Raw genomic sequence first — 14,835 nt, forward strand, 5'->3', positions numbered from 1 at the left:
TGGTTTCAGCAGCAGCGCCCGCCGCCGCTGGCGCCATAGCGGGCCTGCTGCCGGTCGCGGAAGAAGGCCACCCGGTCCATTACCGGTGCGCCCGGATGGTGCTGCGCCATGTGCTGCAGATAGGTGCCGTAATCGGGCAGGCCGACCATCGCGCGGGCGATGCGGGCGCAGCGGTCCCACAGACGCCTCATGCCGCAGCCCCGGCGGCATCGAGCGCGCGATCCTGTGCCGTTAGCGGCGTGGAGGGCCCGCCGATCTCCCGCGTGATCGGCGTGGGCGAGCGGCGTGCGGCCAGCACGGTGCGGATGGTGAAGCCGGCCAGCGTCAGCACGATCAGCAGGAAGATCGCCACCAGCGCCGCATCGATCCGGTCGTTGAACACGATGGCACGCATCGCATCCATGTCGGCGGCCGGCGCCAGCACCTCGCCGCGCTGCACCGCGGCGGAAAAGCGCGTCGCATGGGCCAGAAAGCCGATCGCCGGATCGGGGCTGAACAGCTTCAGCCAGCCGGCGGACAGGGTGCAGATCAGCAGCCAGGCTGTCGGCACCAGCGTGACCCAGGCAAAGCGGTCGCGCTTCATCCGGAACAGCACCGCCGTGCCCAGCATCAGCGCGATGGCGGCGAGCATCTGGTTGGAGATGCCGAACACCGGCCACAGTGTGTTCACCCCGCCCAGCGGATCGGTCACGCCCTGGTACAGGAAGAAGCCCCAGGCGGCGACGCACAGCGCCGTGCACAGCAGTCCCGCGGCCTGCGCCCGACGCTCGATGAAGCGCGGCGCTGCCAGGGCGAGCAGGTCCTGCAGCATGAAGCGCCCGGCGCGAGTGCCGGCATCCACTGCGGTCAGGATGAACAACGCCTCGAACAGGATGGCGAAATGGTACCAGAACGCCTTCATCCCCGGACCGCCGGCAATATGCGCGAAGATCTCCGCCATGGCGACCGCCAGCGTCGGTGCGCCGCCCGTGCGGCTGATGATGGTCGCCTCGCCTACGTCGCGCGCGGCATTGGTGATGGTCGCGGCGTCGATGGGGAAGCCCATGGCGGTGACCGCGGCGCTGGCGCTGGCGGCATCGGTGCCGATCAGCGCGGCGGGGCTGTTCATGGTGAAATAGATGCCAGGATCCAGGATGCTGGCGCCGACCAGCGCCATGATCGCGACGAACGCTTCCGCCAGCATCGCGCCATAGCCGATCAGCGGCGCATCGCTTTCGCTGGCGATCAGCTTGGGCGTGGTGCCGCTGGCGATCAGCGCGTGGAACCCGCTGACCGCGCCGCAGGCGATGGTGATGAACAGGAACGGGAACAGCGCACCCGACCACACCGGCCCGCCCCCGCCGATGAACTGCGTCAGCGGCGGCATTCGCAGCGGCGGCGCCATGATCAGAATGCCGATCGCCAGCGCCACGATTGCGCCGATCTTCAGGAAGGTGGACAGGTAGTCGCGCGGCGCCAGCAGCAGCCATACCGGCAGGACGGAGGCGACCGCGCCATAGCCGATCAGGATGAAGCACAGCGCCGCCGGCGTGAAGGTGAAGGCCGGGCCCCACACGGGCGAGGCGGCGATCTGTTCGCCATAGACGATCGCGGCCAGCAGTCCGGCCAGGCCGATCAGCGACACTTCCCCGATCCGGCCCGGCCTGATCCAGCGGGTATAGACGCCCATGAACAGCGCCAGCGGCACGGTGGCGGCCACGGTGAACAGGCCCCACGGGCTTTCCGCCAGCGCGCGCACCACGATCAGCGCCAGCACCGCCAGGATGATGACCATGATCATGAAGGCGCCCACCAGCGCGATGGTCCCGGCGGTCTGCCCCATCTCCATCCGCACCAGTTCGCCCAGCGATCGCCCGTCGCGTCGCATGGAGAGGAACAGCACGATGAAGTCCTGCACCGCGCCGGCGAAGATCACCCCGAAGATGATCCACAGCGTGCCCGGCAGATACCCCATCTGCGCGGCCAGCACCGGGCCGACCAGCGGCCCGGCCCCGGCAATGGCGGCGAAGTGGTGGCCGAACAGCACGGTGCGGTCCGTCGCCACATAATCCAGTCCGTCCGCCCGGCGCACCGCCGGCGTCGGCCGCGCTCCGTCCAGCCCCATCACATGGCGGGCGATGAACAGCGCGTAATAGCGGTAGGCGACCAGGAAGCAGCCGAGCGCGGCGGTGACCACCCACAGCGCGTTGACCGGCTCCCCGCGGGACAAGGCCACATGGGCCAGCGCGGCCAGGCCGCCGGTGCCGATCGCGATCCAGGGCAGGTGGCGCAGCATTGTGTGTGAACTCCCCGTGCAGCTTGCACCGGCTGTTGCAGATGGTCCGGCGGTCGCCAACCGCAAAAAACCGCGCCGGCACGGGCCATTGTCGTATCCGGAGCGTTGAAGATGTCTGCAGAAAGGGTCGTGCTTGCCAGCCTATCTCCACGCCATCGGCACCGCGGTGCCACCGCATGACGTCCACGCCACCTTCATCGAGTGGGCGCGTCGGCAGCTGGACAGCCCGCGCGAGGCGGCGGTGTTCGACCGGATGGCGGGGCGCGCGGGCATCGGCCATCGCTGGTCCGTGCTGCCGGTTTCCTCGTTCGAGGAGGACGGCGGTTTCTACCGTAACGTCGAATGGCCCGGCACCGCCACGCGGATGCAGGTCTATGCCCGGGCCGCACCCGACCTCGCCTGCGCCGCGATCGCGCAATTAGGCGAGCAGGTGGCGCTGGACGGCATCACCCATCTGGTGCTGGCCAGCTGCACCGGCTTCGTCGCGCCCGGCATCGACCAGATCATCGCCCGCCGTCTGGGACTGGCGCCATCGGTGGAGCGGCTGCTGGTCGGCTTCATGGGCTGTTACGCTGCGATCGCCGCCCTGCGGTCCGCCCGCCACATCGCGCAGTCGGAACCGGATGCGCGGGTGCTGGTGGTGACGGTGGAACTGTGTACGCTGCACCTGCAGCAGACGGCGGAGCTGGAGCCGATGCTGGCCATGCTGCAGTTCGGCGATGGCGCGGCGGCGGGGCTGGTGACCGGCAAGCCCGGCGGGTTGCTGCTGGAGCGGCCGTTCTCCTCCACGCTGGAGGAAAGCCATGAGCTGATCCGCTGGGACATAACCGACACCGGCTTCGCGATGCATCTGTCGGGGGAGGTGCCCGGCCGCATTGCCCTGGCCATGGCGGAGCCGGCCTTCGCCGCCGCGCTCGGCTGCCACCCTGCAGAAGTGGACAGCTGGGCGGTGCATGCCGGGGGCCGCTCCATCCTGGATGCGGTAGAGCGCTCGCTGGAGCTGGCGCCCGATGCGCTGGACCATTCGCGTGCCGTGCTGGCGGACAATGGCAACATGTCGTCCGCCACGCTGATGTTCGTGCTGAAGCGGCTGCTGGCCGGGCCGCCGGTCGGCACGGGCGTGGCCCTCGCCTTCGGACCCGGCCTCGCCGCCGAAGGGCTGACCTTCCGGGGCGCGTGATGGACCTCGCCCGGCGATCCCGCGACCCCGAGCTGATGGATGCCGACGACCTGCCGGCCGACACCTATGTCGCGGTCATGCGCGATCTCGCCCGCGTCAACGCGGTGACGCTTGCGCCACGGCCGACGCTGCGCTTCCTTGAGCGGGTGGCGCAGCGGCGCGCCAGCCTGCGCATCCTGGATGTGGGCTTCGGCGATGGTGACATGCTGCGCCGGATCGAACGCTGGGCGACACAACGTGGCGTGACGGTGGCGCTGACCGGCGTCGACCTCAACCCGCGCAGCGAACAGGCCGCCCGGGCGCATACACCGGTGGAATCGTGCATCCGCTGGGTGACCGGCGACTATGCCGATCTGGCAGGGCAGGGCTGGGACGTGATCCTGTCCAGCCTGGTGGCGCATCACATGGAGGATGACGAGCTGGTCGCCTTCCTGCGCTTCATGGAACATCAGGCTGCGGCCGGCTGGTTCGTGAACGACCTGCTGCGGCATCGCTTTGCCCATGGCGGCTACCCGCTGCTGGCGCGGCTTGCCCGCTGGCATCCGATCGTGCGGCACGATGGCACGCTGTCCATCGCCCGCTCCTTCCGCCCGGCCGAATGGCTGCCCTTGCTGGCGGCGGCCGGCATCACCGAGGCGCAGGTGCGCCGTTGCTTCCCGTTCCGGCTGTGCGTCGAACGCCTGCGCTGATCGTCGGCGGCGGGCCCGCGGGCGCGGCGCTGGCGTTGCGGCTGGCACAGGCCGGTCGCCCGCATCTCCTGCTGGAACGCAGCCGGGAGACCGGCGACGCGCTATGCGGCGGGTTTCTCAGCTGGCGGACACTGGCCATGCTGGAGCGGCTGGGGATCGCGGCCGAGGCGCTGAACCCGGTGGCGGTGACGCAGGTGCGGCTGTTCGCCGGCAACCGGCAGGCGCAGGCGGCGCTGCCCCGGCCTGCCCTGGCGGTGTCGCGCCGGCACCTCGACACGCTGCTGATGCAGGCGGCACTGGCGGCGGGCGCGGCGGTGGAGCGTGGCGTGACCGTGCGCGCGATCGACGGGCTGACCGCGCGGCTGGGCGACGGGACGGAGATCGCCGGCGACGCGCTGTTCCTCGCCAGCGGCAAGCATGATGTGCGCGGGGCGTCGCGGCCGGCCGAGGCCCGCGGGGCGGATCCGACCATCGGCCTGCGCGTACGGTTGCAACCGGCGCCGGCGCTGCAACGGTCTGTCGGCCCCAGCGTGGAGCTGCATCTGTTCGATCGCGGCTATGCCGGGCTGGTGCTGCAGGAGGATGGCGGTGGCAATCTGTGCCTGGCGGTCCATCGATCCCGCCTGACCGAAGCGGGCGGGCCGGCGGCATTGCTGCGCGCCTGGGCGGCGGAGAGTGGGCCGCTGGCGGAACGGCTGGCGCACTGGACGGGCGAGATGCCCGATGCGATCGCCAACGTACCCTATGGCTGGCGCGCCACCGGGACGGAGCCGGGCCTGTTCCGGCTGGGTGATCAGGCGGCGGTGATACCGTCACTGGCCGGGGAGGGCATGGCCATCGCCGTCGCCAGTGCCGGCGCGGCAGCAGCGGCCTATCTGCAGGGCGGACCGGACGCAGCGCCGGGATACCAGCGCCGCTTCGCGCAGGTGGCGCGCCGGCCAGTGGGCGTGGCGCGACTCGTGTGGCAGATGGCGGAGCGGCCGGCGGCGGCGCGGCTGGGAGTCAGGATCGCGCAGGCCGTGCCGGGGATGTTGCCTCTGCTGGCGCGCCTGACGCGGATCTGAGCTGGGGTCCGGCAAGGCCGGTCTATCGCGATCAGGGCTGGTGCGGCCAAGAAGACTCGAACTTCCACGGGCTTTCGCCCACAACGACCTCAACGTTGCGCGTCTACCAATTCCGCCATGGCCGCAAGCCGTGACACGGGCGCATGGCGCGCCCGGCCGGGTAGGAGCGCGCCACTAGCAAACAGGTGGCGCGCCTGCAAGCGGAGTGACAACCGGGACCGTCAGACCGGCTTCCAGCCGATCTCCGCCACCCGGGCCGATCGCGGCACATCGGTCACTGCCTCGCGCACGGTGACGCTTTCGCCGGGGGCCAGGCGCTTCTTGGGCGGGGCGACTTCCCAGCTGTAGACGATCCGGTCCCGCGCATCGCGCAGCACGATCAGGATCGGCGGCACGTCGGTGCTGCTGTCGGTGCGGTTGGTGATGGTGCCGCTGGCGCCGAAATATTCCGTGCCGTCGGGCAGCTGCTGCCATTCCTGCCGGTCCGCGGGGAAGTCCAGCGCCAGGCCGGGCCGCCCGGCATCGAAGGTCGCGCGCGGGATCGGCAGCCAGTCCGGCGGGCCCCACCAGCTGACCGCAGCGGCACTGGCGCCGCCCAGCACGGCCAGGATCACCAGCGCCCAGACCCACAGTCGACGCTGGCCGGACCGGTCACGCGGGGGTGCCGGGGCGGGTGCATCCTCGACTTCGGCGTTCGGTTCTTCCTGCGGGGCAGCCGCTGCGATGTCCTCGGCAGCGGCGCTCTCCGGCTCATCCGCCGGCATGTCGACCGCGGCTTCCTGGAACCAGCTTTCGCCGCATTTCGCGCAACGCACGGTACGGCCGTTCGGCGGTATGGCCGTTTCCGACACCTGGTAGCGCGTGGCGCAGGCGGGGCACTCGATCATCATGGTGCCGCAGCCGTAGAGCGGCGTGACGGCAGCAACAAGCCACCCGCGTGCACCATGCCCCGCCGCCGCTCTTTTTTCCCCAGCGATCCATGCCTATAGCCGGTCGCAGCCATGTCACTCCGCCATCCAGCCTGCCGTGCGCCACTCCGGAGCGCCCTGTGATCCGCCGCCTGCTGGCACTGGCCGTGCTGTTGTGGGTGCTCGGCTTCCTGTGGTTTGCCGTCGCGCTGCCGCAGCCGGCACCGGCCAGCCGGACCGACGCGATCGTGGTCCCGACCGGCAGCGGCGGGCGCATCCAGCGCGGGCTGGCACTGCTGCGCGATGACGCGGCGCCGCACCTGCTGGTCAGCGGCGTGGCGGAGGAGGTCCGCCCGGCCGAGTTCGCCGCCGAATACAATGTGCCGGCGGCCACGATGCGCTGCTGCGTGACGCTGGGTTTCGCCGCGCTGGACACCCGCGGCAATGCGCTGGAAACCGCCCAATGGGTGGAGGAGCAGCGCGTGCGGTCGCTACGGCTGGTCACCACGGACTGGCACATGCGCCGCGCCGCGCTGGAACTGGGCGCAACGCTGCCGGCCGATGTGGTGGTGGTGCAGGATGCGGTCCGGTCCGAACCGTCGCTGTTCACGCTGTTCCTGGAATATCACAAGCTGCTGGCCGCCTGGGTCGTGTCGCTGGGCAAAGGCTGACCGGTGAACCTGCTGCGATCACTGGCCTTCTACATCGGCTTCTACAGCGCGACCGTCTGGCTGGTGTCGTCGGCGCTGATCGCCGCACGCTGGGCGCCGCACCGGCTGGACCCGGTGGTACGCCGCTGGGCACGGGCCCATCGCTGGTGCCTGCGCCACCTGGCCGGGATCCGCATACAGGAGGAAGGGCCGCGTCCGGACCACCCGGTGATCTACGCCATGCGGCACGAATCGTTCTTCGAGGCGATCGACCTGCCCGGCCTGCTGTATCGGCCGGCGGTCTTCGCCAAGCGCGAGCTGTTCGACCTGCCCGGCTGGGGCCGGGTGGCGGCCGCCTATGGCCTGGTGCCGGTCTATCGCGAGGCTGGCGCCAGCAGCCTGCGCGACATGCTGAAGCAGGCAAAAAGCCGGGTGGCGGATGGCCGGCCGCTGGCGATCTTTCCCGAAGGTACCCGCACGCCGCACGGGGTGCGGGCGCCGCTGCGGCCGGGCTTCGTCGGCATCTACAAGGCGACGGGCCTGCCGATCGTGCCCGTCGCGGTGAACAGCGGGCCGCTCTATCACCGCTGGATCAAGCGGCCGGGCATCATCACGATCCGCTTCGGCGAGCCCATCCCCCCGGGCCGGCCGCGGGAGGAGGTGGAGGCGCGGGTGCTGGCGGCGATCAATGTGCTGAATGGAACCGGGTCAGCCTGAGCAATCGGCTATTGCGAGCCATTACCACATTGCGTAGGGCAGTCGGACCGGCAGCAGGATCGCTGCCGGCAAGAGGTCCTGCATGTCATCGCCTTCCTTATTCGCGCTACCCTTGGCGGCCATGCTGGCGATTGCCGGCGTGCTGGCGCTCCGGCTTGGCTGGGGGCGGCGGCAGCCGACACCATCGGTGGCGGGCTGGGCGATGCTGGCCGGCGCGGTGTGGGCCGGGGCTGCAGCCGGCGGGGCTTGGGGCATCACGGTGGCCAGCCTGTGGGCCATGGTCACCGCACTGGCTCTGGTCGGGCTGGCCGCTTGGCAGGCCCCGGCGCCCGTCCGCAGCCCGCGCCTGTCACGCGTGGCCACGCCGCCCGCGCGCCAGCCGTCGCGGATCGGCGGCCGCCTGGCGACCTTCGCAATCGTGGCGATCGGCGGCCTGGTCGCCGCGACGGGGCTGGCCCTCGCCGTGCACTGGCTGGCTACGCTGGCCGGAGCGGGAGAGGCGAACGCCAATGTCGCGTTGCTGTTCACCCTGCCGCTTGCCTGGGCGGTGCTGGCGCACCTGCTGATGACCGCATCCCGCCGTTCGCAGGGCGTGACGCTCGTCGCCTGCCTCGCCGCCGCCATTCCCGCATTGCTGTAAGAACTATCATGACCACCCCGCCATCCTCGCCGCTGCGCAATGCCCTGTCCGCCCATTCGGCCGTGGGGCTGATCGTCGGCGCGCTGCTGTATATCGTGTGCGTCACCGGCACGCTGGTCGTGTTCTACCCGGAGATGCAGCGGCTGGAGCAGTGGCACGCGCCGGAGATGGCGACGATAGCGCCCGACGCCGTGCAGCGCGGCGCGGCCGAGGTGCTGGCGCGGGAGCGTGCTGCCGGCCTGTCGCCGACGACGCACATGTATGTCCACCTGCCCGTGCCCGATCTGCCGCGCGCCACGATCACCACCGATACGCAGGCGTTCCACTTGGCGACCGACGGCAGCATCGCTGTGCCGGAACAGATCTGCTGGTCCGACTGGGCGGTGAAGCTGCATTACGGCCTCAGCCTGCCCGGCCTGTGGGGCTTCGTGCTGGTGGGCGTGCTGGGCGTGATGATGCTGACCCTGTCGCTGTCCGGCGTGCTGGCCCTGCCGCGTATCCTGCGCGATGCGTTCCGCCTGAAGGCGCGCAGTCCCGGCGGTGTGGCGCTGGCCGACTGGCACAACCGCCTGGGCACCTGGACTCTGCCCTTCGCCATTGCCATCGCCTTCACCGGCGCGGCGATCGGCCTGGGATCGCTGGGTGCCTGGACCCTGGGCAAGACGGAATATGCGGGCGATACGCTGGCGGTCTATGCCCCGATCTTCGGCGGGGAAACGCCGGGCGATCCGCGGGACATCGCGATGCCGGACGTCGCTGCCGCGCTGCAACACATGCAGGCGCGCCATCCAGACGTCACCGTGACCTACGCCATCCTGCACGATCCGCTGCAGGCGGGGCAGCATGTGCAGATCGCCGCCACGCACCACCGGCGGCTGATCTTCGGCGAGTATTACGATTTCGACGCCCGCGGCGGCTTCCGCGGCACGGCCGGCCTGGCGGATGGCGCGGCCGGGCAGCAGGCGGCAGCGTCCATCTACAACCTGCATTTCGGCAATTTCGGCGGGCTGGCCGTCAAGCTGGCCTACTTCGTCGGCGGGCTGGCGGCCAGCGTGGTGGCCGCGACCGGCACCTTCATCTGGCTGGGCAAGCGTCGCCGCCGCGGGATCCGGGAGCCGCGCCTGCATGCCGCGTGGCATGGCGTGGTGTGGGGTAGCCCGGCCATGCTGGCGCTGACCTTCGCCGCCCGGATGGCGATCGGCAACGAGGCACCGTTCGACGTGATCTTCTGGGGCGGGCTGCTGCTGTGCGTCGCCGTGGCCGTAACTCTCGCCGGCCGCGCCCGGGCACAGACGGACGCGGCGCCGGATATCGCAGGCGTGCCGGCGACCTAGTTCTAGTTCTGGTCCTTCCCGTGATCGCCCCGGCCGAAATCCGGCCGGGCATCATCCTGCCCGAAGGCGACGATGCTGCGGCGGACCGATCGCGTACGGCTGAACAGGTCGAACATCGCCTGTCCGTCCCCTTCGCTGATGGCCCCGCGCATCACCGCCAGGTCGGCCAGGAACCGGTCCAGCATCTCCAGCACCGCGTCGGAATTGTTCAGGAAGACGTCGCGCCACATGGTCGGGTCCGACGCAGCGATGCGGGTGAAATCGCGGAAGCCACCGGCGGAGAACTTGATCACCTCGCTGCGGGTCACCTGCTCCAAGTCGGACGCGGTGCCCACGATGGTGTAGGCGATCAGATGCGGAATGTGGCTGGTGACGGCCAGCACCATGTCGTGATGCGCGGCGTCCATGCATTCGACCATCGCGCCAAGGTCTTCCCACAGCTTGACCAGAGCCGCCACGCGGTCGGCCGGCGCATCCGCCGGCGGAGTGATGATGCACCAGCGTTGCCGGAACAGGGTGGCGAAGCCCGCCTCCGGCCCGCTGTTCTCCGTGCCGGCGACAGGGTGCGCCGGGATGATGCAGCGGCCGGGCAGGGCAGCCTGCAAGGCCTGCGTCACCGCCACCTTCGATCCGCCGACATCGCTGATCACGGCGTCCGCCCCGAGGCCCGGTGCCATGTCACGGGCGGCGGTGCCCATCGCACCGACCGGCACGCACAGGATCACGAGGTCCGCCCCGGCCACCGCCGCCGCGGCGCTGTCGTGCATCTGCCCCACCAGCCCCAGATCGGCCGCGCGCCGCCGCACATCGGGATCGCGGTCGAAGCCGCTGGTGCGCACGCCCGGCAGGTGCTGCTGGATGGCGAGGCCGACAGACCCGCCGATCAGCCCCAGGCCGATGATCGCCACATGGGTGAAGCTCATTGCGCGGGGTCCGCCAGCCGGGCCAGGATGCCGGCGATCGCATCCATCTGCTCGGCCGTGCCGATCGTGATCCGCAGGCCCTGCGGCAGGCCCTGCCCCGGCAGGTGCCGCACGATGTAGCCCTGCTCCGCCAGGCCGGCCAGTGCCGCCGCGGCTGTCAGCGGGCCTTCGAACAGCACCAGCACGAAGTTGGCCTCGCTCGGCAGGGGCCGCAGGCCGTGATTGCCCAGTGCCGCCATCGCCTCCATGAAGCGCGCGCGCACGGTCGCATTGTGCGCCCGCGACCGGTTCACGAAGTCCTGATCGGCCAGCGCTGCCAGCGCAGTCGCCTGCGCCCCGCGATTGATGTTGAACGGCCCGCGGATGCGGTTCAGCGCATCGATGACCGGCGGCGCGCCATAGCCCCAGCCGACCCGCTCCGCCGCAAGGCCGTAAGCCTTGGCAAAGGTGCGCGTCACCAGCACGTTGCCATGCGTCGCGGCGAGCGCCAGCCCGCCATCATCCTGCTCGGGCGCGACATATTCGGCATAGGCCTGGTCCAGCACCAGCAGCACGTGCGGCGGCAGGCCGGCATGGAGCCGGGCGAGGTCGTCAGCGCCGAGATAGCTGCCGGTGGGATTGTTCGGATTGGCGACGAACACCACCCGCGTTGCCGGCGTGACGCAGGCGAGCAGCGCATCGACATCAGTGCCGTAATCGGCGTCCGGTGCCTCCACCGGCGTGGCACCGCAGCGGCGGGCCGCGATCTCGTACAGCGAAAAGCCGTAGCGGACATACAGCACCTCGTCCCCCGGACCGGCAAAGGCGCTGGCCGCCACGGTCAGCAGCTCGCCGGAGCCGGTGCCGCAGACGATCCGCGAAGGATGCAGGCCGTGCAGTTCGGCAATGGCGGTCCGCAGCGCGGCCGAATCCGGATCGGGGTACAGGTGCGCCGGGCCGGCATCATCCCGCGCCGCCAGCGCGGCCGGGCTGGTGCCCAGCGGGTTCTCGTTGGCGGACAGTTTGATCAGCGCGCGTCCGTCCGCGCCGGTGCTGCGACCGGGGACATAGGCGTGGATGGCCGCGATCCACGGCTTCATCTGCGGGGCGGCCAGGGAGCTGGTCGGCGAGGATGGGGTCTGGTCGGTCACGATCCCGCCGATAGTGCCTGCGCGCACCAATTGACAGCCCGCCTGCCAGCGCCCAAGTCCGCCCCCCTATGGCGACCCCGCGCCCCCTGCCCACCACCAGCCTGCAGCTGCCCGATCCCCTGCCGCTCGACAGCGGACAGGTGCTGGACGGAGTGACCATGGCGTACGAGACCTATGGCACGCTGGCGTCCGATCGCCGGAACGCCATCCTGGTGCCGCATGCGCTGACCGGGGACCAGCATCTGGCCAGCGAGCATCCGATCACCGGCAAGCCCGGCTGGTGGGTGCGCATGGTGGGGCCGGGCAAGCCGATCGATACCGACCGCTTCTTTGTGATCTGCGCCAATGTGATCGGCAGCTGCATGGGATCGAGCGGCCCGGCCGCGCTGGATTCCGATGGTCGGCCCTGGGCCATGCGCTTCCCGGTCATCACCATCCGCGACATGGTGCGCGCGCAGGTGGCGCTGCTGGATGTGCTGGGGATCGAGCGGCTGCATGCCGTTGTCGGCGGCTCGATGGGCGGCATGCAGACGCTGAGCCTGGCGGCCAACTTCCCGGACCGGGCCGACCGGGTACTGGCGATCGCCACCACCGCGCGCCACTCGGCCCAGAACATCGCCTTCCACGAGGTCGGCCGGCAGGCGATCATGGCCGATCCCAACTGGCAGGCCGGGGATTATTACGGCACCGGCGCAGCGCCGGACAAGGGCCTGTCGGTCGCGCGCATGGCGGCGCACATCACCTACCTGTCCGAGGCTGGCCTGACGGGCAAGTTCGGGCGCCGGTTCCAGGACCGGCCCGACGGCACGGCGGGCGGGCGGTCCTTCGGCTTCGATGCCGACTTCCAGGTGGAAAGCTATCTGAGGCATCAGGGGCTGGCCTTCACCGACCGGTTCGATGCCAATTCCTACCTCTACATCACCCGTGCCATGGACTATTTCGACCTGGCGGAGGAGCATGGCGGGCGGCTGGCCGACGCCTTTGCCGGCACCCGCGCCCGGTTCTGCGTGGTCAGCTTCGACACGGACTGGCTGTATCCGACCAGCGAATCGCGCAGCCTGGTGCAGGCGCTGAACGCTGCCGCCGCCCCGGTCAGCTTCGTGGAACTGAGCGCGCCATACGGTCACGACAGCTTCCTGCTGGACGTGCCGGCGCTGGACCGGGTGGTGAAGGGGTTCCTGGAATGAACGCGCTGCCCGACGGATACGAACTGGTCGGCGATCAGGCACGGATCGATCCGGTGGCGACGCATGCCTATTTGTCGCGCAGCTACTGGTCGCCCGGCATCGCGCCGGAGATCGTGGCCAAGGGCATCGCCAACAGCCTGTGCGTGGCGGTGTTCTTTGATGGCGCGCTAGTGGCGCTGGCGCGGGTGGTCACCGACTATACCACTATGGCCTACCTGGCGGATGTCTATGTGCTGGAGGAGCATCGCGGGCGCGGGCTCAGCCACGCCATGCTCGAGTGGCTGCACACGCACCCTGATCTGCAAGGGCTGCGCCGGTGGGTGCTGTTCACCGCCGATGCCCACGACCTCTACGCCGCACATGGCTGGACGGCGCATCCGCATCCCGAGCGGCTGATGGTGCGGGTCGACCCGACGGCCTTCGCATGAGCCTCAGGCCCGATCTCGCCGTGATCGCCCGGCACGTCGCGCCCAATACCCGCGTGCTGGATGTCGGCTGCGGCGAGGGCGAACTGATGGCGGAGCTGCAGGCCAGCCGGCAGGTGGATGCCCGGGGGCTGGAGCTGGACCCGGTGGCGGTGGAACGCTGCGTCGCCCGCGGCCTGTCGGCGGTGCAGGGCAATGCCGATCGCGACTTGGCGGACTACCCCGACAAGGCGTTCGACTATGCCATCCTGTCGCAGACGCTGCAGACGGCCCGGCGGCCCGACGTGCTGCTGGACGAATTGCTGCGGATCGGCGCCAGCACCTTCGTCAGCTTTCCCAACTTCGCCTACTGGCGCAACCGGCTGGCGCTGCTGTGGCGCGGGCGGATGCCGGTGACGCGGAACCTGCCGGTGAGCTGGTACGAGACGGAGAACATCCATCACCTGACAGTCGGCGATTTCGACGAATTGCTGGCCCGGCTGCAGGTGACGACCGAGCGACGCTGGTTCTTCGCCAACGACCGGGAGATCGCCCCGGCCGGCGCCAACTGGCGCGCCGAACATGCGGTGTACCTGCTGCGGCGGTGACGTTGTGCACCTGCGAAGGGTGGCGATCGGCCGGGTGCCTGTGTAGGTTGCGTGCGAACGGGCACCGGGGTTCCGCCCGATGGAGATGGGTTCATGCACGATATGCTTGTGGCGACATGGTTTGTCGCGGATCAGCAGGGCGAAGGCACCTGGTTCCCGCAGATCGGTGGCAACTCTGCCGATGCCGGAGCAAAGGCGATCTACTGGCGCTGCGTGGTGACCTTCTACGCCACCAGCCTGCAGCATAACCCGCACAACCCCCATGCCTTCTTCACCAACACCGATCTGCCCAGTGTGGACGGTATCGACATCGCCGCGCTGTTCGCCCGCTGGGGGGTGGAAGTCATCCGCCTGCCGATCACCTACCGGATTCCGCTAGGCCGTGTGGATAGCTGGGGCAACCAGTTCTACATCTTCGACATCATCGACCACTGCGCGCGTAGCGGCCGCTGGCCTTCTGTGATCGTGCTGGATTCGGATGTGGTCTGGACCTCTGCGGCCGAACCCATGGAGCGGCAGGTCACCCTCGACGGTGCGCTCAGCTATGTCCATGATCTCGATGCCTATCCGGCCGGGGAGCAGATCAACGGCGTTACCCGGGAACAGCTGGTCCGCTTCATGGCGCGGCACGGCGGGCCGGTGCAGGACACCATGGTCTACTGTGGCGGAGAGATCTTCTGCGCCACGCTGCCCGCCATGATCGCCATGGCTGACCGGGTGCCGGCGCTATGGCAGGCCATCCTGGCGGGGGAGGAAGACGCCCCGAAGGAAGAGGCGCATCTGCTCAGCCTGCTTTACGTCATGGAAGGCTACCCGCTGGGCAATGCGGATCCGTTCATCAAGCGGATGTGGACGACGTTCAAGCACAACAACCTTGTTCCCGGGGACGAGCGGCTCGCCATCTGGCACCTGCCGGCAGAGAAGCGCAGCGGTTTTCCCGCCCTGTTCGCGCGGCTGAAGGGCCATGGGCTCGAGCGGCGCGATCCGCTGGAACTGGCTGTCAGCCGCGAGGAGATGGGGCGCATCTTCGGCGTACCGCGCCGCTCGCCGGCCAAGTGGCTGCGCGACATGCGCAGCAAGGTGAGCGAACATGCGGGCAAGCGGCTGGCCGGCGCCCGCTGACCGG

Annotated in this window: 16 protein-coding genes and 1 tRNA gene; 11 read left to right on the forward strand and 6 right to left on the reverse strand. The window is 70.0% G+C overall.

All coding sequences use genetic code 11. The features are described 5' to 3' along the window. Window positions 1–5: 5 nt before the first annotated feature. Both PK98_RS13500 and PK98_RS13505 read right to left on the reverse strand, forming a co-directional pair. Window positions 6–191, reverse strand: a complete 186-nt coding sequence (locus PK98_RS13500) for a YbdD/YjiX family protein (RefSeq protein ID WP_039097347.1) — start codon at window positions 189–191, stop codon at window positions 6–8. Then, a complete protein-coding gene (locus tag PK98_RS13505) occupies window positions 188–2,275 on the reverse strand; it encodes a carbon starvation CstA family protein (protein ID WP_052208695.1) in 2,088 nt (695 codons plus the stop codon). The genes PK98_RS13500 and PK98_RS13505 overlap by 4 nt, the downstream gene beginning before the upstream one ends. Before the next feature lie 133 nt (window positions 2,276–2,408). Between PK98_RS13505 and PK98_RS13510 the strand changes: the two genes are divergently transcribed. The 3 genes from PK98_RS13510 to PK98_RS13520 are packed head-to-tail and all read left to right on the forward strand — an operon-like array spanning window position 2,409 to window position 5,208. Further along, window positions 2,409–3,455, forward strand: coding sequence for a type III polyketide synthase (locus PK98_RS13510; protein WP_081996246.1), 1,047 nt, complete (start codon window positions 2,409–2,411; stop codon window positions 3,453–3,455). Then, entirely contained in the window at window positions 3,455–4,144 is a 690-nt protein-coding gene (locus PK98_RS13515; protein ID WP_039097350.1) for a methyltransferase domain-containing protein, read from the forward strand. Before PK98_RS13510 ends, PK98_RS13515 begins: the two co-directional genes overlap by 1 nt. After that, a complete protein-coding gene (locus PK98_RS13520) occupies window positions 4,123–5,208 on the forward strand; it encodes an NAD(P)/FAD-dependent oxidoreductase (RefSeq protein WP_039097351.1) in 1,086 nt (361 codons plus the stop codon). Before PK98_RS13515 ends, PK98_RS13520 begins: the two co-directional genes overlap by 22 nt. A 38-nt stretch (window positions 5,209–5,246) precedes the next feature. On the opposite strand, the gene PK98_RS13525 is transcribed toward PK98_RS13520, so the two are convergent. After that, window positions 5,247–5,333 (reverse strand) — tRNA-Leu (locus PK98_RS13525). A gap of 96 nt (window positions 5,334–5,429) precedes the next feature. Beyond that, complete coding sequence (locus tag PK98_RS13530) at window positions 5,430–6,098, reverse strand: zinc-ribbon domain-containing protein (protein ID WP_039097352.1); 669 nt, start codon at window positions 6,096–6,098, stop codon at window positions 5,430–5,432. Between the two features lie 158 nt (window positions 6,099–6,256). On the opposite strand from PK98_RS13530, the gene PK98_RS13535 reads away from it, so the two are divergent. From PK98_RS13535 to PK98_RS13550, 4 genes are all read left to right on the forward strand, one after another. Further along, a complete protein-coding gene (locus tag PK98_RS13535) occupies window positions 6,257–6,787 on the forward strand; it encodes a YdcF family protein (RefSeq protein WP_039097353.1) in 531 nt (176 codons plus the stop codon). A gap of 3 nt (window positions 6,788–6,790) precedes the next feature. Beyond that, complete coding sequence (locus PK98_RS13540) at window positions 6,791–7,483, forward strand: lysophospholipid acyltransferase family protein (protein WP_039097354.1); 693 nt, start codon at window positions 6,791–6,793, stop codon at window positions 7,481–7,483. An 82-nt stretch (window positions 7,484–7,565) separates the two neighbouring features. Beyond that, complete coding sequence (locus tag PK98_RS13545) at window positions 7,566–8,123, forward strand: hypothetical protein (protein WP_039097355.1); 558 nt, start codon at window positions 7,566–7,568, stop codon at window positions 8,121–8,123. Between the two features lie 8 nt (window positions 8,124–8,131). Then, a complete protein-coding gene (locus tag PK98_RS13550; protein WP_039097356.1) occupies window positions 8,132–9,457 on the forward strand; it encodes a PepSY-associated TM helix domain-containing protein in 1,326 nt (441 codons plus the stop codon). 2 nt (window positions 9,458–9,459) lie between these two features. Here PK98_RS13550 and PK98_RS13555 read toward each other — a convergent pair whose 3' ends face one another. Together PK98_RS13555 and PK98_RS13560 are read right to left on the reverse strand one after the other, a co-directional pair. Next, window positions 9,460–10,380, reverse strand: a complete 921-nt coding sequence (locus PK98_RS13555) for a prephenate/arogenate dehydrogenase family protein (protein WP_039097357.1) — start codon at window positions 10,378–10,380, stop codon at window positions 9,460–9,462. Then, window positions 10,377–11,459 (reverse strand): pyridoxal phosphate-dependent aminotransferase, encoded by a 1,083-nt coding sequence (locus PK98_RS13560; RefSeq protein ID WP_200885060.1) that lies wholly within the window; start codon window positions 11,457–11,459, stop codon window positions 10,377–10,379. The genes PK98_RS13555 and PK98_RS13560 overlap by 4 nt, the downstream gene beginning before the upstream one ends. Before the next feature lie 119 nt (window positions 11,460–11,578). On the opposite strand from PK98_RS13560, the gene metX reads away from it, so the two are divergent. From metX to PK98_RS13580, 4 genes are all read left to right on the forward strand, one after another. Beyond that, window positions 11,579–12,697, forward strand: coding sequence for a homoserine O-acetyltransferase MetX (gene metX / locus PK98_RS13565; RefSeq protein ID WP_039097358.1), 1,119 nt, complete (start codon window positions 11,579–11,581; stop codon window positions 12,695–12,697). Beyond that, window positions 12,694–13,125 (forward strand): GNAT family N-acetyltransferase, encoded by a 432-nt coding sequence (locus PK98_RS13570; protein WP_039097359.1) that lies wholly within the window; start codon window positions 12,694–12,696, stop codon window positions 13,123–13,125. The genes metX and PK98_RS13570 overlap by 4 nt, the downstream gene beginning before the upstream one ends. Continuing rightward, window positions 13,122–13,709, forward strand: a complete 588-nt coding sequence (gene metW / locus PK98_RS13575) for a methionine biosynthesis protein MetW (protein WP_039097360.1) — start codon at window positions 13,122–13,124, stop codon at window positions 13,707–13,709. Before PK98_RS13570 ends, metW begins: the two co-directional genes overlap by 4 nt. A gap of 93 nt (window positions 13,710–13,802) precedes the next feature. After that, on the forward strand, window positions 13,803–14,831 hold the full coding sequence (locus PK98_RS13580) for a hypothetical protein (protein WP_152608669.1): 1,029 nt from the start codon (window positions 13,803–13,805) through the stop codon (window positions 14,829–14,831). Window positions 14,832–14,835: the final 4 nt, after the last annotated feature.

It is taken from the genome of Croceibacterium mercuriale (assembly GCF_000802385.1).
GTDB lineage: Bacteria > Pseudomonadota > Alphaproteobacteria > Sphingomonadales > Sphingomonadaceae > Croceibacterium > Croceibacterium mercuriale.

What these genes read in the sequence shown, in the direction of transcription:
- PK98_RS13560 (WP_200885060.1), bottom strand. Translation starts at nt 11,459, where the DNA reads ATGAAGCCGTGGATCGCGGCCATCCACGCCTATGTCCCCGGTCGCAGC.
- PK98_RS13545 (WP_039097355.1), top strand. Translation starts at nt 7,566, where the DNA reads ATGTCATCGCCTTCCTTATTCGCGCTACCCTTGGCGGCCATGCTGGCG.
- PK98_RS13505 (WP_052208695.1), bottom strand. Translation starts at nt 2,275, where the DNA reads ATGCTGCGCCACCTGCCCTGGATCGCGATCGGCACCGGCGGCCTGGCC.
- metW (WP_039097360.1), top strand. Translation starts at nt 13,122, where the DNA reads ATGAGCCTCAGGCCCGATCTCGCCGTGATCGCCCGGCACGTCGCGCCC.
- PK98_RS13570 (WP_039097359.1), top strand. Translation starts at nt 12,694, where the DNA reads ATGAACGCGCTGCCCGACGGATACGAACTGGTCGGCGATCAGGCACGG.
- PK98_RS13580 (WP_152608669.1), top strand. Translation starts at nt 13,803, where the DNA reads ATGCACGATATGCTTGTGGCGACATGGTTTGTCGCGGATCAGCAGGGC.
- PK98_RS13515 (WP_039097350.1), top strand. Translation starts at nt 3,455, where the DNA reads ATGGACCTCGCCCGGCGATCCCGCGACCCCGAGCTGATGGATGCCGAC.
- PK98_RS13550 (WP_039097356.1), top strand. Translation starts at nt 8,132, where the DNA reads ATGACCACCCCGCCATCCTCGCCGCTGCGCAATGCCCTGTCCGCCCAT.
- PK98_RS13530 (WP_039097352.1), bottom strand. Translation starts at nt 6,098, where the DNA reads ATGATGATCGAGTGCCCCGCCTGCGCCACGCGCTACCAGGTGTCGGAA.
- PK98_RS13555 (WP_039097357.1), bottom strand. Translation starts at nt 10,380, where the DNA reads ATGAGCTTCACCCATGTGGCGATCATCGGCCTGGGGCTGATCGGCGGG.
- metX (WP_039097358.1), top strand. Translation starts at nt 11,579, where the DNA reads ATGGCGACCCCGCGCCCCCTGCCCACCACCAGCCTGCAGCTGCCCGAT.
- PK98_RS13500 (WP_039097347.1), bottom strand. Translation starts at nt 191, where the DNA reads ATGAGGCGTCTGTGGGACCGCTGCGCCCGCATCGCCCGCGCGATGGTC.